The 22,085-nt window shown below is 71.6% G+C and carries 19 protein-coding genes and 1 tRNA gene; 6 read left to right on the forward strand and 14 right to left on the reverse strand.

Features of this window, described 5'->3' with window-relative positions; translation table 11 throughout:
• Window positions 1-178: 178 nt before the first annotated feature.
• Both ACIP5W_RS07570 and ACIP5W_RS07575 read left to right on the forward strand, forming a co-directional pair.
• Complete coding sequence (locus tag ACIP5W_RS07570) at window positions 179-979, forward strand: N-formylglutamate amidohydrolase (protein WP_401468194.1); 801 nt, start codon at window positions 179-181, stop codon at window positions 977-979.
• Between the two features lie 317 nt (window positions 980-1,296).
• On the forward strand, window positions 1,297-2,118 hold the full coding sequence (locus ACIP5W_RS07575; protein WP_401468196.1) for an SAM-dependent methyltransferase: 822 nt from the start codon (window positions 1,297-1,299) through the stop codon (window positions 2,116-2,118).
• A gap of 100 nt (window positions 2,119-2,218) precedes the next feature.
• Here the strand turns inward: ACIP5W_RS07575 and ACIP5W_RS07580 are convergent, their stop codons facing one another.
• From ACIP5W_RS07580 to map, 7 genes are all read right to left on the reverse strand, one after another.
• On the reverse strand, window positions 2,219-3,577 hold the full coding sequence (locus tag ACIP5W_RS07580) for a GH1 family beta-glucosidase (protein ID WP_401468199.1): 1,359 nt from the start codon (window positions 3,575-3,577) through the stop codon (window positions 2,219-2,221).
• Between the two features lie 29 nt (window positions 3,578-3,606).
• Complete coding sequence (locus ACIP5W_RS07585) at window positions 3,607-4,446, reverse strand: carbohydrate ABC transporter permease (RefSeq protein WP_401468967.1); 840 nt, start codon at window positions 4,444-4,446, stop codon at window positions 3,607-3,609.
• 28 nt (window positions 4,447-4,474) lie between these two features.
• Window positions 4,475-5,464: a carbohydrate ABC transporter permease gene (locus ACIP5W_RS07590; RefSeq protein ID WP_401468970.1), complete on the reverse strand. Its 990-nt coding sequence runs from the start codon at window positions 5,462-5,464 to the stop codon at window positions 4,475-4,477.
• A gap of 5 nt (window positions 5,465-5,469) precedes the next feature.
• Window positions 5,470-6,789, reverse strand: coding sequence for an ABC transporter substrate-binding protein (locus ACIP5W_RS07595; protein ID WP_401468202.1), 1,320 nt, complete (start codon window positions 6,787-6,789; stop codon window positions 5,470-5,472).
• Between the two features lie 304 nt (window positions 6,790-7,093).
• Window positions 7,094-9,130, reverse strand: coding sequence for an elongation factor G (fusA, locus tag ACIP5W_RS07600; protein WP_401468205.1), 2,037 nt, complete (start codon window positions 9,128-9,130; stop codon window positions 7,094-7,096).
• 383 nt (window positions 9,131-9,513) lie between these two features.
• Window positions 9,514-10,200: a DNA polymerase beta superfamily protein gene (locus tag ACIP5W_RS07605; RefSeq protein ID WP_401468208.1), complete on the reverse strand. Its 687-nt coding sequence runs from the start codon at window positions 10,198-10,200 to the stop codon at window positions 9,514-9,516.
• 599 nt (window positions 10,201-10,799) lie between these two features.
• On the reverse strand, window positions 10,800-11,567 hold the full coding sequence (gene map, locus ACIP5W_RS07610) for a type I methionyl aminopeptidase (RefSeq protein ID WP_401468211.1): 768 nt from the start codon (window positions 11,565-11,567) through the stop codon (window positions 10,800-10,802).
• A 64-nt stretch (window positions 11,568-11,631) separates the two neighbouring features.
• Between map and ACIP5W_RS07615 the strand changes: the two genes are divergently transcribed.
• The 3 genes from ACIP5W_RS07615 to ACIP5W_RS07625 all read left to right on the forward strand — a co-directional run bounded on the left by ACIP5W_RS07615 (window position 11,632) and on the right by ACIP5W_RS07625 (window position 15,511).
• Window positions 11,632-11,967, forward strand: coding sequence for a transcriptional regulator (locus tag ACIP5W_RS07615; RefSeq protein WP_401468214.1), 336 nt, complete (start codon window positions 11,632-11,634; stop codon window positions 11,965-11,967).
• A gap of 1,083 nt (window positions 11,968-13,050) precedes the next feature.
• Entirely contained in the window at window positions 13,051-13,875 is an 825-nt protein-coding gene (locus ACIP5W_RS07620; RefSeq protein WP_401468973.1) for a hypothetical protein, read from the forward strand.
• A gap of 349 nt (window positions 13,876-14,224) precedes the next feature.
• Complete coding sequence (locus ACIP5W_RS07625; protein ID WP_401468216.1) at window positions 14,225-15,511, forward strand: flavin-containing monooxygenase; 1,287 nt, start codon at window positions 14,225-14,227, stop codon at window positions 15,509-15,511.
• Window positions 15,512-15,704: 193 nt separating this feature from the next.
• Here the strand turns inward: ACIP5W_RS07625 and ACIP5W_RS07630 are convergent, their stop codons facing one another.
• Window positions 15,705-16,877 carry a tryptophan dimethylallyltransferase family protein gene (locus ACIP5W_RS07630; protein ID WP_401468219.1) on the reverse strand — a complete coding sequence of 391 codons (1,173 nt, stop codon included), beginning with the start codon at window positions 16,875-16,877 and terminating at the stop codon, window positions 15,705-15,707.
• 29 nt (window positions 16,878-16,906) lie between these two features.
• Here ACIP5W_RS07630 and ACIP5W_RS07635 point away from each other — a divergent pair, with 29 nt between their 5' ends.
• A complete protein-coding gene (locus ACIP5W_RS07635) occupies window positions 16,907-17,098 on the forward strand; it encodes a hypothetical protein (RefSeq protein WP_401468222.1) in 192 nt (63 codons plus the stop codon).
• Between the two features lies 1 nt (window position 17,099).
• Here ACIP5W_RS07635 and ACIP5W_RS07640 read toward each other — a convergent pair whose 3' ends face one another.
• The 6 genes from ACIP5W_RS07640 to ACIP5W_RS07665 form a co-directional block, all read right to left on the reverse strand.
• Window positions 17,100-18,443 carry a cytochrome P450 gene (locus ACIP5W_RS07640; RefSeq protein ID WP_401468225.1) on the reverse strand — a complete coding sequence of 448 codons (1,344 nt, stop codon included), beginning with the start codon at window positions 18,441-18,443 and terminating at the stop codon, window positions 17,100-17,102.
• An 8-nt stretch (window positions 18,444-18,451) separates the two neighbouring features.
• Complete coding sequence (locus ACIP5W_RS07645; protein WP_366059970.1) at window positions 18,452-19,045, reverse strand: ATP/GTP-binding protein; 594 nt, start codon at window positions 19,043-19,045, stop codon at window positions 18,452-18,454.
• Window positions 19,020-19,397, reverse strand: coding sequence for a DUF742 domain-containing protein (locus tag ACIP5W_RS07650; protein WP_401468228.1), 378 nt, complete (start codon window positions 19,395-19,397; stop codon window positions 19,020-19,022). The genes ACIP5W_RS07645 and ACIP5W_RS07650 overlap by 26 nt, the downstream gene beginning before the upstream one ends.
• Window positions 19,394-19,795 carry a roadblock/LC7 domain-containing protein gene (locus ACIP5W_RS07655; protein ID WP_356561669.1) on the reverse strand — a complete coding sequence of 134 codons (402 nt, stop codon included), beginning with the start codon at window positions 19,793-19,795 and terminating at the stop codon, window positions 19,394-19,396. Before ACIP5W_RS07655 ends, ACIP5W_RS07650 begins: the two co-directional genes overlap by 4 nt.
• The gene (locus ACIP5W_RS07660) at window positions 19,792-20,970 is read right to left on the reverse strand and encodes a sensor histidine kinase (RefSeq protein WP_401468231.1); all 1,179 of its coding nucleotides are present in this window, start codon (window positions 20,968-20,970) and stop codon (window positions 19,792-19,794) included. The genes ACIP5W_RS07655 and ACIP5W_RS07660 overlap by 4 nt, the downstream gene beginning before the upstream one ends.
• A gap of 442 nt (window positions 20,971-21,412) precedes the next feature.
• Window positions 21,413-21,497: transfer RNA gene (locus ACIP5W_RS07665), tRNA-Leu, on the reverse strand.
• Window positions 21,498-22,085 lie beyond the last annotated feature (588 nt).

Below are 22,085 nucleotides of genomic sequence, written 5' to 3' on the forward strand. Positions count from 1 at the left end.
GGACCCGGACGACCGCCACCAAATGAAAGCACTGGTTAACAGCTTGACGGGGAAGAGAAGCGCATAAGATCATCGGGTGTGGTCGGACAGCGCGGTTCCCGTGTCCGGCCGACCGGGCGGGAGGCGCGCTCGCCTCCCGACGCACGATCCACGACAACCAGCGGAGAAGGCACCACACATGAACGACACGTCAGCCTCCCACCAACTCCTCCCCGGCGCCCCCGGCTCCCCCGTGATCCTCCACGTCCCGCACTCCTCGCGGGCGATACCGGCGGCGGTGCGGCAGGACATCGTGCTCGACGACCCCGCGCTGGAACGGGAGTTGGACCACATCACCGACTCGCACACCGCGGAGATCGCGGCGGCCGCCGCGGCGCGCTGCTCCATTACGCCCTGGCGGTTCGTCAACCGGCTGTCCCGGCTGGTCGTCGACCCCGAGCGGTTCCCGGACGAACGGGAGGAGATGCTGTCGGTCGGCATGGGCGCGGTGTACACGCGGACCACGCACAAGGAGGAGCTGCGCCCGGCCGGGTACGACGGGCGGGCGCTCGTGGCGGAGTACTTCGAGCCGTACGCCGCCGCCATGACCGACGCGGTGGCCGAACGGCTGGCCACGGTGGGGCGGGCGGTGGTCGTCGACGTGCACTCGTACCCGGCCGAGCCCCTGCCGTACGAACTGCACGGCGACGGCCCGCGCCCGCCGATCTGCCTGGGCAGCGACGGTTTCCACACCCCGGAGGAGCTGCGGCTTCGCGCCGAGCGGGCGTTCGCCGGCTTCGGCGGTACGGGGATCAACAGCCCCTTCGCCGGTACGTACGTCCCGCTGGCGTACTACGGGAAGGACCCGCGGGTCGGCGCCCTGATGGTCGAGATCCGCCGGGACGTCTACATGACCGAGCCGGGCGGCCCGGCCGGCCCCGGGCTGGACGCCCTCGCCGGCGCGCTCGCGGACCTGGTCGACGCGGTGAGCGCGGCGTGACCGGGGGGCCGGGCACGGCGCAGCGCACGCGACGAGCCCGGCACGGCCGGGGACGGTGAGCCCGGTCCGGCCGCAGGCGGTGAGCCCGGTCCGGCCGCGGACGGGCACTCACCGCACGCCATGCACCCGGCTCACCCGCACGCCGTGAGCGGTCGGCTCCGCCCGGTCGGCGGGTCACCGTGCCGACCACCGGGAGCACGGCCCTCCGGGCTCCCGGGACATGCCAAAATACTTCCCTGAAGCGCCAGTTGACGGCCTGCATCTCACCACGGGTGTCCGCCGCGGCGGCGAACGAGTTCAGGACGGAGCCAGGCCACATGACCTCCCCCGGCAGCGGTGACCAGGGCGGCACCCCCGCCCACGTGATCGACACGAGCAAGCCCCACCCGGCCCGTATGTACGACTACTTCCTCGGCGGGAAGGACAACTACGAGGTCGACCAGGAGGCCGCCGAGGAGTTCATCAAGGTGGCGCCCGAGGTGCGGGAGGGCGTCCGCGCCAACCGGCGTTTCCTGCGGCGCGCCGTCGAGCACGTGGTCGCCGAGGGCGGGATCCGGCAGATCCTCGACGTGGGCACGGGCCTGCCCACCGAGCCCAACGTCCATCAGATCGCGCGGGCCGTCGCGCCGGAGACCCGGGTCGCCTACATCGACAACGACCCCATCGTCAGCACGCACTCGATGGCGCTCCTCGACGAACCCGACACCTCCGTCGTCCTGGCCGACCTGCGTGATCCCCGGGCGATCCTCGACCACCCCGAGGTGCGCGAACTCATCGACTTCGACCGGCCGGTGGCGCTGCTGCTGGTGGCCGTCGTGCACTTCATCGCCGAGGCGGAGGACCCGGACGGCATCCTCGCCACCCTCCGCGACGCGCTCCCGGCCGGCTCCTACCTCGTCCTGTCGCACGCGACCGGCGACGTCCACGAGGACCGGCGGGAGGACGCCGCCGCCGTCTACCGCAAGGCCACCGCCTCCATGAACCTCCGCCCGCACGCCCGGATCCTGGACTTCTTCGGCGACTTCACCCTGATCGACCCCGGCCTGGTCCGCGTCACCGACTGGCGCCCGGAGGGGCCGCCGCGGCCCGGCACGCCGCCGATCGGCATCTACGGCGGAGTGGCCAGGAAGGACTCCTGACCCGGCCGGCCGACGACCGGGCACGGACGTGTGGAGGGGCCGGACGCTGGAGGGGCCGGACGCTGGAGGGGACGGACGCGTGGAGGGGACGGCGACCGGGTCAGGCGGCCCGCGCCACCCCCTCCCGGTGTCTGCGGATGATGTCCGCGTAGTGGCGTCCGGTGCCCTTGACGGTGCGGGCCTGGGTGCGGTAGTCGACGTGGACCAGCCCGAAGCGCTTGTCGTAGCCGTACGCCCACTCGAAGTTGTCCAGCAGCGACCAGGCGAAGTAGCCGGCCAGCGGGGCGCCCTTGCGGGCCGCCGAGGCGCAGGCCGCGAGGTGTCCGGAGAGGTACGCCTGGCGCTCGGGGTCGTCGACGGTGCCGTCGGGGCGGACGACGTCCGGGTAGGCGGAGCCGTTCTCCGTGACGTACAGGCGGCGGGCGCCGTACTCGTCGGTCAGGCGCAGCAGCAGTGCCTCGATGCCGCTCGGGTCGACCTCCCAGTCCATGCCGGTGCGCGGGACGCCGGCGCGGCGTACGGAACGGGCGTACGGGGCGGGGCCGTCGGGGTCGCCGGTGACGGTCGCCGGGAAGTAGTAGTTCAGGCCCAGCCAGTCGAGGGGTGCGGCGATCGTGTCCGGGTCGCCGCTCCGTTCGGGGAGTTCGACGCCGTAGACCTCGCGCATGTCGGCCGGGAAGCCGCGGCCGTGGACCGGGTCGAGCCACCAGCGGTTGGTGTGGCCGTCCATCCGGCGGGCGGCGGCGATGTCCTCGGGACGGCCGGAGGCGGGGTGGACGGTGGAGAGGTTGTTGACGATGCCGACCTCGGCGCCGGGTGCCGCCGCCCGGACGGCCCGGACGGCGAGACCGTGACCGAGGAGCAGGTGGTAGGAGGCGCGGACGGCGGCCGTCAGGTCGGTCAGACCGGGGGCCATCGTGCCTTCGAGGTGGCCGATCCACGCCGAGCACAGGGGCTCGTTGAGGGTGGTCCAGTGGGAGACCCGGTCGCCGAGGCGGCCGGCGACCACCGACGCGTACGCGGCGAAGTGCTCGGCGGTGTCGCGCTCGGGCCAGCCGCCGCGGTCCTGGAGCGCCTGCGGCAGGTCCCAGTGGTAGAGGGTGACGGACGGGGTGATGCCGGCGGCCAGCAACGTGTCGATCAACCGGTCGTAGAAGTCGAGGCCCTTGGGGTTGACCGGGCCGTCGCCGCCCGGCATCACCCGCGGCCAGGCGATCGACATCCGGTAGGCGTTGGTGCCGAGCCGGCGCATCAGGTCGATGTCCTCGCGCCAGCGGTGGTAGTGGTCGCAGGCGATGTCGCCGTGGTCGCCGCCGGCGGTCTTCCCGGGGGTGTGCGAGAAGGTGTCCCAGATCGACGGCGAACGGCCGTCCTCCGCCACGGCCCCCTCGATCTGGTAGGCCGAGGTGGCCGTGCCCCACAGGAAGTCGTGCGGGAGTGCGGCGAGATCGATGGTCACTGAAGTCCTTTCGGGATCACGGAGGTTGTTCACTTCACCGCTCCTGCCGTCAGACCGGCGACGAGGTAGCGCTGGAGAAGGAGGAAACCGGCCACCACGGGCACGCTGACGACCAGCGAGGCGGCCATGATCTGGTTCCAGTACACGTCGTTGAGGGTGGAGTAGCCCTGGAGTCCGACGGCGAGGGTGCGGGTGGTGTCGTTGGTCATGACGGAGGCGAACAGCACCTCGCCCCACGCGGTCATGAAGGCGTAGACGGCGACCGCGACGATGCCGGGGACCGCGGCCGGCACCACGACGCGGAACAGCGCCCCGAGCGGGCCGCAGCCGTCCACCAGCGCCGCCTCGTCGAGGTCGCGCGGCACCGAGTCGAAGTAACCGATCAGCATCCAGATGGAGAAGGGCAGGGAGAAGGTGAGGTACGTCAGGATCAGCCCGCCGCGCGAGCCGAACAGGGCGATGCCGGTGGCGTTGCCGATGTTGACGTAGAGCAGGAACAGCGGGAGGAGGAAGAGGATGCCGGGGAACATCTGCGTGGACAGGACGGTGACCGTGAACGCGCGCTTGCCGCGGAAGTCGTAGCGGCTCACCGCGTAGGCGCTGAACACCGCGATCACCACCGAGCACACGGTCGCCGCGCCCGCCACGACCAGCGAGTTCACGAAGTAGCGGGCGAGCGGGACGGTCGACCAGATGTCGATGTACGGCCGGATCGTCAGGTCGCTCGGCAGCCAGCGGAACGTGCCCGAGACGTCCGCGAGCGGCTTCAGGGAGCTGGAGACCATCACGTACACCGGCACCAGCACGAAGCCGGCGAGCAGGGTGAGGAAGACGCGCCGCGACCACAGGAAGGAACGCGGGGGCGCCATGGGCGAGTCGGTCACGGCGCGAGGAAGGTCAGGCATCGGCGGGCCTCCGTCCGCGTGAGGTGACGGCCAGGTACACGCCGGTCACGGCCAGCAGGAAAAGCAGCAGCAGGACCGACATCGCGGAACCGGCGCCGAAGTTCCAGGTGACGAAGGAGGACTGGTAGATGTGGACCGAGACGAGGTCCGCGGCCTCCGGGGCGGCCTTGCCGAACAGGACGTAGGGCGTGTTGAAGTCGTTGAACGTCCACAGGAACAGCACCAGGACCAGGACCTGGTTCACCGCGCTCAGCGACGGCAGGGTGATGCGGCGGATCTGCTGCCACACCCCGGCGCCGTCCAGGGCGGCCGCCTCGTACAGCTCACGGGGGATGTTCTGCAGGCCGGCCGTCACGATGAGGAAGGCGAACGGCCAGCCCTTCCACACCGACACGGTGAGCAGCGCGTAGAAGCTGTTGTCGCCGATCAGCCAGAAGGACGGCTTGTCGGTGAGGTGCAGCTGGTCGTGCAGGACGTGGTTCACCAGGCCGTTGTCGTGCTGGAACATGAACACCCAGGTGATGACGGCCGCGTAGACCGGCAGCGCGTAGGGCACCAGGAACAGCGCGCGCAGCGGTCCGCGGCCGCGGAAGGGGTCCTGCATGAAGACCGCCGCGGCCGTGCCGATCAGCCAGCACAGCGCCACCGACAGCAGGGTGAAGGCGACGGTGACCAGGAACGAGTGCAACAGGGCTTCGCCGACGGGGGCGTTGAAGTCGACGGACATCGTGTAGTTGTCGAGTCCGGCCCACGGGGCGGCGCCCCAGTCGCGGATGTGGAACTGGGTGAGTTCCTTGAAGCTCATCGCGATGCCGATGACCATCGGCACCAGGTGGACGAGGAGTTCGAGGATCAGGGCGGGCAGGAGGAGCAGGTAGGGCAGTCCGATCCGGCGGATCCGCCCGGGGCGGCGGCGGGGGCCGTCCGCCGCGCCCGGGGGGTCCTTGCGCACCGTGGCCTGCTCGGTGACCGTGGTCGTCATCGTGCTCACTTCGCCGGCATCTGCTGCTGGGCCTTCTCCAGGCGGGCCTTCACCGACCCGGTGGTCACGGCCCGTCCGGCGGCCGCGTCGGCGAACAGCTCCTTCACGGCCGTACCGACCGCCGTCTCGAACTGCGACTCGTCGGCGACCTGCGGCAGCGCGGCGGCGCTCTTGGCGAGGGTGTCCTTCAGGACGGCGTTGGCCGGGGTGTTGAAGGCCGGGTCCGCCTGCGCAGCGGCGACCGGCGGGATCGAGCTGTAGGCCTTGTTGAGGATCTTCTGCTCCTCGTCGCCGGTCATGAACTTCACGAACTTCGTGGCGCCGTCGAGGTTGTCGGTGTTCTTGAAGACGGCCAGGTTGATGCCGGCGACCATCGAGTTGACCTGCGTGCCGGTGCCCGGCGTGCCCGACCGCACGGGCACGGGCGCGATGCCGTACCGGTCCTCGCCCATGCCCTGGGACGTGAGGTTGGCGGAGGCCGACTGCCAGAGCAGGAACGCCGTCCTGCCCTTGGCGAAGTCGCTGACGGACTGGTTCTGGGCGTACTCGGCGTTGCCCTGCGGGATGGCCTTGTCCTTCGCCATCAGGTCGACGTACTGCTTGACCGCGCTCACCGCGCCGTCGGAGGTGAAGTCGGGCCTGCCGTCGGCGGTGAAGAAGTCCGCGCCGTGCTGCTTGGCGAAGGTGAAGACGTGGTGGACGTTCTCGGAGACGTTCGCTCCCTCGGCGCCCAGGACCTGCTTGCCCTTCGCCCGGATCTTCCTGCCGTCGGCGACCAGCTGGTCCCAGGTCGCAGGGGGCTGGGAGATCCCCGCGTCGGCGAGGATCTGCTTGTTGTAGTAGAGCGCGTACGCCATCGAGTACAGCGGCACCGCGACCGGGTCCTCGCCCTGCGCGCCGGTGGAGCCCAGCGCCGACGCCACGAACCGGTCCCTGCCGCCGATCCGGGCGAAGTTCGCGTCGTCCCAGGGCAGCAGCGCGCCGGTCGCCTGGAGCGACGCCGACCAGGTGTTGCCGATGTTCAGGACGTCGGGGCCCTGACCGGAGGTGGTGGCGGTGAGGATCCGGTTGAGCAGGTCGGACCAGGGCACGACCTCCAGCTTCACCTTGATCCCGGTCTCCTTCTCGAACTTGTCGAGCTCCGGCCGGAGGACCTTCTTGTCGATCTCCGTGCTGGCGCCCTGGTTGGACGCCCAGTACGTCAGTTCCTTCGGCGAGTCGTCGGACCCGCTCCCGTCCGTCGACGAACCGCCGCCGCAGGCCGTCACGGCCAGGGCGAGCGACATCACGACGGCGCCTGCGGCCGTGGCTCGGAGGGTACGCATGGGGCGGCTCCCGGGATCTCTCATCAGGGCTTAATTTAGGACGTGAGTTAAACCTCGGACGCGAGCCGCGTCAAGAGTCTGGACGAGGGTTGTGGAACTCGGGTGCGGCGGGTGCCGCCGTCTTCGCCGGGACTCTCGCGGCCGCCCTTGTCGCGGCTCGCGGCCCGTGGCCCGTAGCTCGCGGCGCTGCCCCGCCGCCTGCAGCGGGGCAGGCGGCAGGGCAGACAGCGCGACTCCGTTGCCGTCCGCGCCGCGGCCTTCGCCCGTACGCCCCGGAGGGGTGAACCTCCGGGACGTACCGGTCCTACGGCGTCGGCGTCGGGGCGTACCCCGTCGGCCGGGCCGTGAAGGTGCCGCGGCCCTGGGTGCGGCTGCGCAGCCGGGTCGCGTAGCCGAACAGTTCCGCGAGCGGCACGGTGGCGGTCACCACCGCCGCGCCGCCGCGCACCTCGGAACCGGTCACCCGGCCGCGCCGGGCGGCGAGGTCACCGAGGACCCCGCCCACGGCGTCCCCGGGCACGGTGACCGTGACCTCCACGACCGGTTCCAGCAGCACCATCTCGCAAGCCCGCAGGGCCTCGCGGAGGCCGAGCCGGCCCGCCGTGCGGAAGGCCGTCTCGGAGGAGTCCTTCACGTGGGTCGACCCGTCGGTCAGCGTGACCCGCAGGCCCGTCACCGTGTGCCCGCCCAGGGGGCCCTCGGCGAGGGCGTCCCGGCAGCCGGCCTCGACGGCACGGACGTACTCCTGCGGCACCCGCCCGCCGACGACGGCGGACCGGAAGTCGAACCCGTCCTCCAGCGGCTCCACGTCGAGCACGACGTGCGCGAACTGACCGGCGCCGCCGTCCTGTTTGACGTGCTGGAAGACCAGTCGGAACACGCCGCGGCCGACCGTCTCCCGGTAGGTGACGCGCGGCCGGCCGACATTGACCTCCAGCCCGTGGGCGAGGCGGATCTTCTCCACCGCGACCTCCAGGTGCAGCTCGCCCATGCCCGAGAGCACGGTCTGGCCGGTCTCGGCGTCGGTGCGTACCGTGAGCGACGGATCCTCCTCGGCCAGCCGGGCGAGCGCCGAGGCCAGCCGGTCGGTGTCGGTGCCGCGCCGCGGCTCGACGGCGACGGAGACGACGGGATCGGCGACCCCGGGCGGCTCGAGGACCAGCGGGGCGTCCGGCGCGCACAGGGTCGAGCCCGCGCGGGCCGCCTTCAGCCCGATCACGGCCACGATGTCCCCGGCGACCGCCCGGTCCAGCTGGGCGTGCCGGTCGGCCTGGACCCGCAGGATGCGGCCGACACGCTCGCTCCGGCCGGCGGTCGCGTCCCACAGCGCGTCTCCCTTCTCGATCGTCCCGGAGTACACCCGCAGGTAGGTGAGCCTGCCGGTGGGGGTCGCGTTGACCTTGAACGCGAGGGCCGCGACCGGTGCGGCGGGGTCGGCCGGCCGTCGCTCGTCGACACCATGGTGCGTACCGCACACCGCCGGCACGTCCAGTGGCGACGGCAGATAGGCGACCACGGCGTCGAGCAACGGCTCGATCCCGCGGTTGCGGTAGGCCGAGCCGCACAGCACGACCACACCGTCGCCGGTGCGGGTCAGGTCGCGCAGCGCCGCGGCGAGCGTCCCGGCCGACAGGGTCTCGCGGTCGCAGAACTCCTCCAGCGCGGCCGGATGCCGTTCCGCGACCGCCTCCTCCAGCAGTCGGCGACGGCGCTCCGCCTCCTCCCGCAGTTCGCCGGGCACGGGCCCCTCCACGGCCGCCCCGCCACCGTCGTCCCAGGTCAGCGCCCGCATCCGGAGCAGGTCGACGACGCCGGTGAAGGCGTCCTCGGCGCCGATCGGCAACTGGACGACGAGCGGGACGGGGTGCAGCCGTTCCCGGACGGACGCCACCGCCGCGTCGAGGTCGGCGCCCGTCCGGTCCAGCTTGTTGACGAACGCGATCCTCGGCACGCCGTGCCGGTCGGCCTGCCGCCACACGGACTCGCTCTGCGGCTCGACGCCCGCGACGGCGTCGAACACCGCGACCGCCCCGTCCAGCACCCGCAGTGCGCGCTCCACCTCGTCGGCGAAGTCGACGTGCCCGGGGGTGTCGATCAGGTTGACGCGGTGGCCGTCCCAGTCGCAGCTGACGGCCGCGGCGAAGATGGTGATCCCACGGTCGCGCTCCTGGGGGTCGAAGTCGGTGACGGTGGTGCCGTCGTGGACCTCACCGCGCTTGTGCGTGGTACCGGTGGCGAAGAGGATCCGCTCCGTGACGGTGGTCTTGCCCGCGTCGACGTGGGCGAGGATGCCCAGGTTGCGTACAGCGGCGAGGCGGCGGTCGAGGTTGTCGTTGCGCACGGCCCATGGCCTTTCGAGGCGTGTCTCGTGAAAGGGGCAGCGCGATTCCTGACGGGACGGCAGCCGACGTGACGCAGAGCCGCCACCCCGGGGCACGATGTGCCGGGGGGTGGCTCTGCGGCGTTGACCGACGTGGCGTCAGACCATCCGGTGCCGGCCGCGCCGCGGGCACCGGACGGACAGGGACACGAGGATCACCTCGTAGCGGGAACGGGGAGCTGCGGCGGCGGTGCGGTCACGCATGGCCGGGCTCCCCTCGTTCGTCGCGGTGCGGCGCGGCCCTGTTCGTGGGCGGCGCTCGATGGAGTGAGTGTAGGGAGGAAGGGGCCGGCGGGGCACGCGCTTTTCCCGGGCCCTCGGGACACCTCGGTCGAACCGGGCGGTCAGGACGGGTAGAAGTGCCGCCGCACCTTCCTCAGCCACGCGTCGGCGGCTCTCTCGTCGGGCTGTTCGGGCAGCACACTGCGGGCCTCGTCGAACGCCGCCTCGTACCGGCGCAGCAGCGGAAGGGCGGCCTCGGGATCGGCCGCCACCTGTTCGCCGAAGCGGTGGAAGCTCTCCGGGTCGTCGACGCGGATGCTCAACGTGCCCGTGGTGTACAGCTCGTAGCCCTGCCCGCACAGCCGCTTGAGGTGCCGGGCGTGCTTGGCGGTCCGCTTGCGCGTGTCCGCGGAGAACGAGCCGTCGCCGCGGCCGAGCAGCCTGCGGAACTGCTGGGTGGCGTAACCGAGGTAGGCGTCCCGGACGCGCCGGGCGCTCAGGAATGTCGTACGGATGCCGACGAGTTCGTCGCCGAGCGGGGTGCGCACCTCGTACAACTCGTCCGGCAGCCAGACGAGTTCCGTGACGGTGGGATTGCCGCCGAGCGCGAGCCGGCACCACTTGGCGGCCTCGTGCAGGGTCCGGTCGGGTGCCGTACCGACGTGGGACTCCTTCGGCGGGTGCAGGCCGTGCAGTTCCTCGGTGGGTGCCGCGAACAGGCCGAGCCGGTCCACGTCGGACCCGGCGTGCGCGAGCCCGTAGGCGGTCGAACCGACCACGCCGGACAGCAGGATGTTCTGGACGGTCACGGACTCCCCCGGTGGTGATCGGCCGACGCAGCGAGAAGGCGGCGGGAGTCGTCATGATGCCCCGGCGACCGGCCCCGCCACCTCGCATTTTCCGGCCCGCCGCTGCTCCGGACCCGCCCCGGACACGTCGCGGCCCCGTCCCGGCCCCGTCCCCGACCCGTCGTCGCTGACGGAGTCGAGGCGCTTGTCGTACCGCGGCATCGGCCCCTCCTGCAGGCTGCCGCTCGTCAGCGGTGGCCGGCCGCTGAGGGCACGGTCGCCCCGGTGCGCACGACGGGCACGGGGAAGCCGAGACCGGCGGGACTCCAGCCGTCCGAGCCGGAGGAACCGAGATCGGGCTGGGGGCGAAGCCCGCGTCGGCGAGGCACTGGAGGGCGGGCCGCCGCCTTCTGGAAGGTCTCCCGGTTCGGAAGGGTGATGGCAACCAGGACCTCGCCGTCGTGCGGGTGGCTGTTCGGTGTGCAAGCGGCGATCAGCTCGGACATCAAGCGCCGATCAGCTCGGACATGGTGGCCTCCCGGTTCGAGGCGGCCGGGATGGCCGAGGCCCGGCCGCGCCCGGCAGCCGGGGATGCCGACGCGGCAGCGGTACGGGCTCCCTTACGGTCGGGTGAGGATTTCGGCTCCGCTGTCGGTGATGGCGATGGTGTGCTCGCTGTGGGCGGTCCGGCAGCCTGTCGCGCTGCGCAGCGTCCAACCGTCGGCGTCGGTGACGAGTGTGGCAGTGTCGGCCATGACCCAGGGCTCCAGGGCGAGCAGCAGTCCGGGGCGCAGCTTGTATCCGCGGCCGGGCCGTCCGGTGTTCGCGACGTGTGGGTCCTGGTGCATGGTCGAGCCGATGCCGTGGCCTCCGAACTCGGTGTTGATCGGGTAGCCCGCCCCGCTGAGGACCGTGCCGATGGCGTGGGAGATGTCGCCGATGCGCGCCCCGGGCTTGGCGGCGGCGATGCCGGCGGCGAGTGCACGTTCGGTCGTCTCGATCATCGCGACGCTCTCCGCCGGCCTGGCATTGCCCACCAGGAAGCTGATCGCGGCGTCCGCGGCCACCCCGCCCCTGGCTACGGCGAGGTCGAGAGTCAGCAGATCCCCGTCTGCCAGCGTGTAGTGGTGAGGCCGCCCATGGAGCACTGCGTCGTTGACGGCCGTGCAGATGTAGTGCCCGAAGGGGCCGCGCCCGAAGGAAGGGGCGTAGTCGACGTAGCAGGACTGCGCCCCCGCCTCGGTGATCATCTCCTTGGCCCACTGGTCGATGTCCAGCAGGTTCGTCCCGACCGTGCTGCGCTGCTTCAGCGTGTGCAGGATGTTTCCGACCAGGGCGCCGGTGTCCCTCGCCCGCTCGAGCCGCGCGGAGTTCAGGATCTCGATCATGGGGACCTCTCATGTACGTCCAATAACAATCCCGGTCTAACTATACCGGTATTAGAATGGGGTCATGGTCGGGTTGCCGCTCACCCCCGCCGAGGCAGAACGCGCACAGCGTCTTGGCGCCCTGCTCCGCCGAGCCCGGGGCTGTCGCTCGATGCTGGACGTGGCGCTCGCTTCGCACATCTCGCCGGAAACTCCGCGGAAGATCGAATCCGGCCGTGTGGCTGCCCCCGCCTTCCCGACCATCGCAACCATCGCGGCGATCGCGGCGATCGCCGACACCCTCGGCCTGTATCTCGACCATCTCGACGCCGTGCGGGCCGAGATCAGCCAGGCGGAGCGAACCGTCGAGGATCAGTCGGTCCTGCCTGTCACACGGCATCCATCGCTGTTTTCGTACTGACTCCGGCTCGTCAGGGTGATCTTTGGCGATGTGCCTGACGGGTCAGGGGCGCGGGCGGCCTGCGGGGGGACACCGACCTGGCCGCCTGTCGGCCCCGTCGCTTCCCGCACGAAGGGCGCGAGCCCCCTCACCCTCGCAATGTGCCCGCACACGGGGAAGGTGTGGGAGACCCGGTGGCCGACGCACTCGCGGCAGGCGGCGACATCGCCGTTCTTCCGCTTCGGCATCGCGGTGCGGTGGGAGATCCGCTTGTCGTACGACAGGCCCGGCCGCCGGCGTACGGCGGTTCGCCGCCGTTCCGCCGTACGGTTCGCAGCCTCCGGCACCGTGCCCTCCGGCAGGTCCATCGCGCGGCGCACGAGGTCGACCGCGGTCTCCGGGATCTCATCCCGTTTCGGAGAGCGCCCCATGCGCTGGTACGACTTCAGCGCGAGCATGTGGGCCAGGAGGTGCTCGTCGCAGTCGGTACGGGCCGCAGCCCACCCGACCTCGGCTCGTCACGGCTGGGCTCGGCTCGTCACGGCTGGCGAGAAGAACATGTGCAGCTCATGTGCGGTGATCAGCCGCTTGAACCGTGGACACGCGGTCCTCTCGACCGAGGTCGCACCCCATCCCTCCCCGGGCGAAACCCCACATCACCACCAACGACACTGAGCCGGACGGACGGCGGGTCAAGGCGCTCACCAACTCGAGATCATCTCGTGGCGGGTTTCTGGCGCATCCGGGTCATGCCCCCTCACCCGTATGACTCCCTGCGCTGGTCGAGCGTCCGGGCCGGTGGTGCGGTGGAAGCGAGGAGGCAGCCGCCCGGGCACACATGCGCCGGGAACCCGTGCCGTCCTCACCCGCCCCGCCCCGCCCCGCCCTGCCCCCTCCCGCCATGTCCCGTTCCGTCCTCAGGAGGCAAACGTGACCACCCCTCGCCCGAGCGGCCGCTCGTCCCACCCGGCGAAGACCGCTGCCGCGCCAGCCCCGGCCCCGGCCCCGGCCGTACCGTGTACCGCCACGCCCGCCGCGGCGGTACCGCGCGCGTCGGGCCGTCGGGCCCGCGGGGCCGGCACGGTCCGTGTCCTGGCCGCCGCGATGGCCACCGGGACCCTGCTCGCCACGGCGGCCTGCGCCGGCGGGGACGACGACACGTCGGCCGAGTCGGAGACCGCCGCCGCCACCGTCGCCGAGCGGCCCCTCGCCGCGCGGACCACCACCCCGTCCCCGTCCGCCAGCAAGTCGGCCGGTGCCACCCCGTCGCCCACCGCCACCCTCTCGGAGACCGGCGCCCGGAACGCGCTGATCACCGCGGCGGACATCGAGGACGACTGGGTCCAGGTGAAGAACCCGCAGAGCTGGAGCGACAAGCTGCTCGTCGGGCAGGTGGACGCGGCCCAGTTCGTCACCGGCAAGACCGACGCGGCCGACTGCCAGCGCCTGGTCGACGCGCTCTACGACGAGACCCTGCTCGGCACCCCGTCCGGGGCGTCGGCGCTGAACGGCTTCGAGGAGGGCGACTCCCGGCTGCTGTACCAGGTGGCCGCCTACCAGAAGGCCACGCTCGACAAGTCGATGGACTGGCTGGAGAAGCTGCCCGAGACCTGCGACCAGTTCACCCTGACCGGCGGCGACAGCGGCGACCGTACCGTCCAGGTCGTGGAGACCTCGCTGCCGAAGGAGGGCGACGCAAGGCAGGGCCTCACCGTGACGGTGAAGGGCACCTCGAACGGCGACCCCGTGACGCTCACCCTGGACGTCGCCGTCGTCCGGGTCGGCAACGACGCCATCACGATCACCAACGGCGGGCTCGACGGCGCCGACGAGGACACCACCAAGGCCGCCGTGGAGCAGGGCACCAAGCGGCTCAAGGAGGTCCTGGCAGGTCGTACGCCGACCCCGACGCCGAGCATGCTCGACTGAGCCCCGGCAGAACCCCACCCCCTGAAACCAGCCGTCACTGCGCGCGGCGGCGGCCCCTCCCCCGCCGCGCCCCGCTGTCCGTGCGGGGCGGACGGCGGGGCACCTGCCGCGAGCGGGGCGCCGACACGCCGCGGCCCGGCACGTCGGCGGTCGAGCCGGACGGGCCGGTCGAACCGGTGGAGGCGGACAGTCCCGACGAGCCGGCGGTCGAGCCGGCGGTAGAGCCGGACGGGCCGGTGCCGTGTCACACGGCGGACGTCTGTGATCTTTGTCGCTGGTTGGGCGGAGTGCCCGATGGGCAGGCACTGCGGGTGTCCGTAGAGGTGGTGTCTTTTCTGTGGGGGAACCCGTGAGAGTGTGTGTGATCGGTGCGGGCCTGTCGGGGCTGGCCACGGCACGGGCCCTCAAGGCGGCGGGTGTCGACTTCGTGTGCCTGGAGAAGTCGGCCGACGTGGGCGGCATCTGGCGCCGCCCCGAGGCCGGGGAGCGCGGCCCCGGTTACCTCTCCCTGCACCTCAACACGACCAAGAAACTGACCGGTTACGCCGACTACCCGATGCCGGCCTCCTACCCGGTCTATCCCCGGCACAGCCAGATGGCCGCCTACCTGAGGTCGTTCGCCGAGTGGGCCGGCGTCCTGGACCACGTCGAGCTGGGGACGGCCGTGGAGTCGGTGCGGCAGGAGGCCGACGGTTCCTGGACGGTCGCCGTCGTGGACGCCGGGGGTACGCGCGGCACGCGGAGCTTCACCCATGTCGTCGTCGCGTCGGGGCACAACACCGAGCCCTCGCTGCCCGCGCCGCCGCCCGGTGCGGACACCTTCACCGGAACGATTCTGCACGCCCTGGACTACCGCGACGGCAGCGACTTCGCAGGTCAGGAGGTGGTCGTCGTCGGGCTCGGCGCCTCGGCGGTGGACATCGCGGCGGACCTCTCCCGGTACGCGGCGACCACCCTGCTCTCGGTACGCCGGGGCCTGCACATCCTGCCCAAGCAGTTGTACGGCACACCGCTCGACGAGGTGGCCGAGGCGCCGTGGTGGACGAGCATGTCGTTGGAGGAGCAGCGCCGATTCATCGAGCAGGCTCTGCTCGTGGCCCGCGGCAGGCTCTCGGACTACGGCCTGCCCGAGCCGGACCACCCGGTGTTCGCCTCGGCCGTGACCATCTCGGACGAGATCCTCACCCGCATCCGGCACGGCGGGGTCGTCCCCAAACCCGGCATCGCCTCCCTCGACGGCGACCGGGTGGTCTTCACCGACGGGACGTCCGCCCGGGCCGACGCGATCGTGCACTGCACCGGCTACCGCATGGCGTTCCCGTTCCTGCCGTCCGGCTGCCCGATCGGAGCACAGGGTTCGGTCGAGTTGTACAAGCGGGTCGTCGCGCCCGGCCACGCCGGTCTGTACTTCGTCGGCCTGGTCCGTCCGCACGGCTCCGTCACCCGGCTCGTGGAGGCGCAGTCGCGCTGGATCGCACGGATCGTCACGGGAGCGGCGGTGCTGCCGGAGCCGGAGGTCATGCGCAAGGAGGTCGCCGCCTACCTCAGCGGCATCGCGGGCCAGTACGGCCAGGCGGAGGGCGCCTCGATCCAGGTGAACGTGGCGCCGTATCTCCAGGATCTGCAAGCGGAGTGACGGCTCCTCAGGCAGGGGTCGGCAGGCGGAGGACTCCCCCGCGGGCCGGCCCCTTCGCCGTGCCGCGGCCCTCGGCTCGCACGTTCCGCCGCCGCGTCACGTCGCCGTGCCCTCGGGTCGCGGCGGTGGGAGGGGAGCGGTCCGGCGTCATCGGCGTACGGCTCCCCGTGAAGTGTCCCCCGGTACCCGCCGGTTACCGCACGGTCGCGGGCTGGGCGGGCAGCAGGCCGACGGGCGGGCGCACCGCGTACGCCTCCGAGGAGAGGTACGTCGTGACCCGGGGCGGCTGCCCCTGCTGGTGGGCGAGCGCCAGGTAGGCGACGAGCCCCACCCCCTCCTGCGGGTCGCGGTCGGTGAGCGCGGACACGGCCGCCAGCAGCGGGGCGGGGTCCTGCCCGTGGCGGCCGAGCAGGGCGGTGGCGCGGGTGAGGGCCTCGCCGTCGTGCGGCGCGTAGTCCCGGACCGGGACGTAGAGGGTGAAGCCGCTGGGCAGGCCGGACGCGCTCTCGGTGAAGGCGTGGCAGGACTGCACGGGTCGCCGCACCGCCGGAGCCGGGGCCGGCTCCGCGCCGCCGTCCTCCGCGCCGTCCTGGCCCGCGGCGATACGGAAGAACTCCTCGTTCTCCCCGGCCCGGGCAAGGCCGCCGGTGCTGGACGGGCCACCGGTGCGGGACAGTGCGCCGGCCTCCGCGGCCGACAGGTCCTGGTGGGCGAGGTAGACCTTCACCCGGGGTTCCGCCCAGTCGCCCAGATCCAGGGCGAAGAACAGGTGGCGGTCGTGCGGCGGCAGTGCCGCGAACGCGTCGTGGTGGCCGAGCCGCCGCAGTGCCTCGCGCACCGTGGCGGCGGCATGTCCGCGCCCGGTGGCCGCGGGGTTGAGGTAGACCTTGACCTTGGGGACGCCGCCGGGGCGCAGTTCGAGCGCGCACCACAGGGCGAACGGGCCCTCGGGCGACGGCGGCAGGAACAGGTCCTCGAGTTCGTCGAGCCGGTCGGTGGCGACGCCCCAGCGTGCCGCCGCCTCGCGGACGGCCCGCAGTCCGAGACGTCCGTTCCGTGCCAGGTCGCCGGCCGCGCAGCCCGGCTCCAGCAGCACCCGGAGTGCGGGCGCCGCGCCGGGTACGAAGGAGAGCGAGAACTCCACCGGGGTGTGGTCGTCGGAGAGGAACGTCGGGTTCGGGGGCGGCAGGTCCAGCGGCCGCTCCGCGGCCGCACCCAGCATGGCGGTGAGGGTACGCGCGTAGACCTCGGCGTCATGGGCGGTGAGTCCCACGACCTCGCACAGTCCCAGCAGTTGGCGGCTGGTGTGGCCGCCGAGCGTGTCCGTGCCGACGGGTCCCGGCGCGCCGGGCCGGGTGGCGGTCACCGGCCCTCCTGCCACGGGCCGGAGCCGACATGAAGATACCCGCCGGCAAGGGCGGGTATCTCGAGGCTCAACACTGCGGGGTGTTGATGGGGAACGGCGTTGGTGGATATGTGGTCCACGGCAACTCCTCGGGCTGGTGGGACATGCGCATTACCGCATGGCTCACTACCCCTGAGGTTGAACCGTCATACAAGAGTGAAGGTTTGGTCGGTGTTGTGTGAATCACCTCGTCAGCCAGTTGAGGAACTGGCTCCACACTCCCGCGCGTTCGGACCGGGCGCCCGGCTGGGGCTGCTGCGGACGGGCGGGGGCCTCGGCGCGCGCCGGGGCGGCGGGCTTGCGCGCGGCCACCGGGGTGAACCGTGCGGGCAGCGCGACGAGTCCCCGGTTGAAGGGGCCGGGGCGCCAGACCAGGCTCTCCTCGGGGACGGCGAGTTCGACGTCGGGGAGCTGGTTGAGGAGGTTCTCCAGTGCCGTCACGGTGATCTGCCGGGCGGGGTCCTTGGACGGGCAGGCGTGCGGACCGGCACTCCAGGCCAGGTGGGCGCGGTTGCTGCCCGCCTGGCGGGCGGCCGTCAGCGCGGGGCCGGTGTTGGCGGCGGCGAAGCTGACCAGGATGAGGTCGCCCGCCTGGAACTTCTGGCCGGCGAACTCCATGTCGGAGGCCGGGTAGTGCGGGGCGAGGTTCTGCATGGGCGGGTTCTCCCACAGCGTGTCGTCGATCGCCTCGTCGATCAGACCGCCCTGGTTGGCGTACGCGTCGTGGGTGAGCAGCCGGTGCAGGGTGTTGCCGATCAGGTTGCGCAGCGGCTCGTTGCCTCCGACCAGCAGGAGAGCCAGCTGGTGGACCATCTCCTCGTCGGTGAGGGCGGCCTGGTGCTCCATGAGCCAGGAGGTGACGTCGTCACCGGGCTTGACCCGCTTGAGCGCGACGAGTTCGCCCACGGCGCCGAACAGCACGCCCATCGCGCGCTCGGCGTTGACGCCGTCGAACATGCCGCTGATGCCGTAGACGACGCGGTCGCCGATGTCCGGCGGGCAGCCGAAGAGTTCGTTGAACACGAACAGCGGGAGCTGCTTGGCGTAGTCGCCGAGCAGGTCCGCCGAGCCACGGGAACCGAACTGGGAGATCAGGTAGTTGGAGACCTGCTCGGTGGTGTGGCTCAGCTTGCGCGTGTCGATGCGGGCCATGCTGTCCGTCACGGCCTGGCGCAGCCTGAGGTGTTCGGCGCCGTCACTGAACATGCAGTTGGGCCGGTAGGCCAGCACGGGCGCGACCGGGCTGTCGGGGGAGATCTTGCCCTCGTTGAAGTGCCGCCAGCGGCGCGCGTCCTTGCGGAACGAGCCCGAGTCCTGCAGAAGCTGCAGGGCGGTGGCGTAGTCCGTGACGAGGGTGGCCTCGACGCCGGGGGCGAGTTCGACCGGGGCGGTCGGCCCGTAGTGACGCAGATAGCTGTAGTAGGCCTGCGGGTCAGCGGCGAACTCGGGGCCGTGGAGCGGCACTCGGGCGCCGCTGTGGTGCGCCGGGCACCCGGGCGGGGGCACGGGAGCGGTGGGTTGGTCCATTTCTGCTCCTAGTGGGCACGGTCCTGCAAGTGGCGGACGAGAGTGATGAGCGCTTCGGCCGACGACTGCTCGTCCCGCGCGTCGCAGGTGACGACGGGGGTGTCGTCGAGCAGGTCCAGCGCGTCACGCAGGGCGGTCTCGTCCCGCAGGGGGGAGCCGTCGAAGTGGTTGACGGCGATGGCGTAGTCCAGCCCGTACTGCTCGATCAGGTCGATCACGGCGAACGAGTCCGCGAGCCGCTCGGGGTCGACCAGGACGAGGGCGCCGAGCGCGCCGCGGGCCATGTCCTCCCACATCTGCACGAAACGCTGCTGACCCGGCGTCCCGAACAGGTAGAGCACGACCCGGTCGCTGATGGTGAGGCGACCGAAGTCCATGGCGACCGTGGTGGTGGTCTTGCCCTGGACTCCCTTGAGGTCGTCGACGGACTCGGCGGCCCGCGTCATCGTCTCCTCGGTGGACAGCGGGGGGATCTCCGAGATCGCCCCGATGAACGTGGTCTTGCCCACCGCGAAGTGGCCGACGACGAGGATCTTCACGGCCGTCTGCGACGCGCCCTCACGGACGTACGCCTGTTCATCCAAACTTGGCCCTGAGACCATTCAGCACCTCCTCCAGGATCTCCCGGTCGGCGAGGGGCGCCCGCTGCACGGGCGGGCGGGTGATGAGGTAGCCGCCCTCGGTGAGGGCGGCGAGGAGGATCTTCACCACGCCGAGGGGCAGTTGGGTGTGCCCGGCGATCTCGGCGACCGACAGGTAGCCCGCCGAGCACAGCTCGAGCAGGCTCTGCTCCTCCGGGGACAGCCGGGTCGGCCGCTGCTGGTGGTCGGCTGCCGCCGTCACCAGGGTGATGAGGGAGAGCTGCTCCTCGTCGGGCAGTCCACGCCCCTTGGTGATGACGTACGGACGCACTAACTCCGGTGTCTGGGGCTCCAGTTCGTCGAAGCCGGTCATGACCGCGCGCCGAGGTTCTCGCGCGGCGGTGTCGTCAGCGCCTTGCCGAGCTGGCCGACGAGCTGCTGCATCCGGAAGGTGATGTCCGCCATGTCGACGTCGGGCGAGGCGGAGACGCCGAGGTAGGCGCCCTCTCCGGCGGAGATCAGGAAGACCCAGCCGCCGTCGAACTCGACCAGTGTCTGCCGCCACCGCTGCTGGGCGTCCTCGCAGAAGAAGGCCAGGGAGCGGCTGAGTGACTGCACACCGCTCATGGCGGCGGCCACCCGGTCCGCGTCGTCCTTTCCGAAGTCCTGCGTCCGGGCCATCAGCAGGCCGTCGGCGGATATCAGGACGGCGTGCAGGGCCCCGGGTATCTCCAGGGCGCTGTCAAGCATCCATGACAGATCGTCGTTCACGAGAACTCATGCCCTTCGCTGCTTGCGCCACGTGTGCTGCTGGACTGTTCCGCGGGGTCCGCAGGGGTGGCCCGCCGGCCGGACTGGGTACCGCGCTGGAAGGCGCCCATGATCGCCGCTGTCTCCGCGCCCGAGCGGGAGGGGGTGGCGGCGGTCGGTGCGCTGCCGGGCACGATGGCCATCGGCCGCTTGCGGCGCCGCTTGGGCAGGCCGTCGACGGTGGTGCTCGGGGCCGGCGCGGCTTCGGGACCGCCACGGCCGGGTGCGGCCACGGCGACGGCGGGGACGACCGGTGCCGGTTCCTTCTGCTCGGGTGCGTTGGTGAGCAGGTCGTGCGGCAGGAGCAGGACCGCGCGGACGCCGCCGTAGGGCGAGCTGGAGTCCACCGAGACCTCGAAGCCGAAACGCTCGGCGAGGACGCCGATCACCGCGAATCCGAACTGCGGCGGATTGCCGAGCCCGGAGACGCCCGAGACGCGGTCGGTGGAGAGGAGTTTCTCCGCGCGGGCCCGCTCCTCGTCGTTCATGCCGACACCGGCGTCGTCCACGACGATGCAAATGCCCTTGGGCACGGTGCGAATGTTGATCTCGACGACGGTGTCCGGGCTGGAATAGCTGGTCGCATTGTCGAGCAGTTCGGCGAGGGCCAGTGCGACCGGTTCCACGGCGCGGCTGGTGATGCCGAAATCGACCTGCGAGAGAATTTCCACCCGCCGGTAGTGGCGGATCCTGCCCTGGGCGCTGCGGACGACGTCGTAGACCGACGCCACCTCGCGCTGACGTCCCAGCCAGCCGTCGCAGAGGACGGCGATGGACTGGGCACGGCGGCCGAACTGGGAGTTCGTGTGGTCGATCTCCAGAAGGTCCTGGAGGATGACCGACTCGCCATATTTGCTCTGGAGCCGGGAGACAATCAACTGCTGTTCCGCGGCGAGGCCCTGAAGGGTCCGCATGGCGGACTTCAGGACTGTTTTCGTTGCCTCTTCGGCTCTTTCCTGCGCCGCCTCGACGGATTTCGCGTACCCGTTCTCCAGCTCACTGTGCTGAGCCCTGAGATCTGCGAACTCCTGCCTTAACGTCCGCGCCGCCCTCCGCTGACGAACAATGAGGGCGACGGCGACGAGCACGGCGACGAGGAGAGCCCAGAGTACCGGGTTCTGTATGTAATCGGTCATAAGACTCTCTTCAGGCGACTGACGGCCAGTTGCTGAATTCCCGTCAATGCGGGTGGACCGGCGGGACCGCCCGCATCGGGACCACCGCCCGGACTGTCCCCGTAGTCGGGGATGTCGTCCTTCACCCATCCGCCCGCTCTACAAGCGCCGTGATCGTATCACCACACGAAGCGGTCACAGACCGCCAACATGGGCGGTCCGGATGAGCATTGACGGACCGTCAGTGAGCGGGGGTCGGGCCGCTCCCGGCACAACCGATAAACGGGCTTCCGCGGCATTCGGGAAACAATCAAGGTGTTGGGAGGATTTTCCCGGAAGTGGATGCACCCGGAGACGAGAAAACCCGCCTCCGGGATTACCGGAGGCGGGTGAACTCTAAACGAATACTGTCCGCAACCCTTCCCTCACCGAGCGAAGAACGCTCGATGCTGAGGGTGATGCGTGTCCGAGGGGGGACTTGAACCCCCACGCCCGATAAAGGGCACTAGCACCTCAAGCTAGCGCGTCTGCCATTCCGCCACCCGGACCAGGTGTCTGTCACCGTGGGTGCTCCCCGCGGCGACATGGACAACAATACCAAGCTTTCGGAGTGCGTCTCACCCGAGTATTCGCTGGCCGGGGGCCTGCGGGGCGTCCGGGCGGCGCACGCTCCACCGCGTCACCGAGCGTGCCCGGAAGCTCACGGAAACCGGCCGGCTCCCCTCGCGGACGAGCACGCTCAGCGCCCGCGGGCGAGCAGCCGCAGTGAGCTCGTCCGGCGGCGCGGGGGAACGGCGCCCCGCCGCTCGTCGCGTCCGTTCCGCCTGGCGCAGGCATCCCTCGCCCGGGGGCGGCGCGACGATGTTCTTCCGGCGGTCGTGCGGCCTGCCACAGCGCCTCCCCGGCGGCGAGCACGGCGAGGGCCGCCGGCTCGGGCCCGTCCGTCCGTCGTGCCGCGAACCGTCCCCGGTACGAGAACGGCGGACGTGCCCATGGCCGCCGAGGGCGGCGCGTTCGCAGGCACGGGCGTGGGGGGGGGGGGGGGGGGGGGGGGGGGGGGGGGGGGGGGGGGGGCGGGCCCCCCCCCCCCCCCCCCCCCCCCCCCCCCCCCCCCCCCCCACCCCCCCCCCCCCACG

It is taken from the genome of Streptomyces sp. NPDC088766 (assembly GCF_044750845.1).
Taxonomy (GTDB): domain Bacteria; phylum Actinomycetota; class Actinomycetes; order Streptomycetales; family Streptomycetaceae; genus Streptomyces.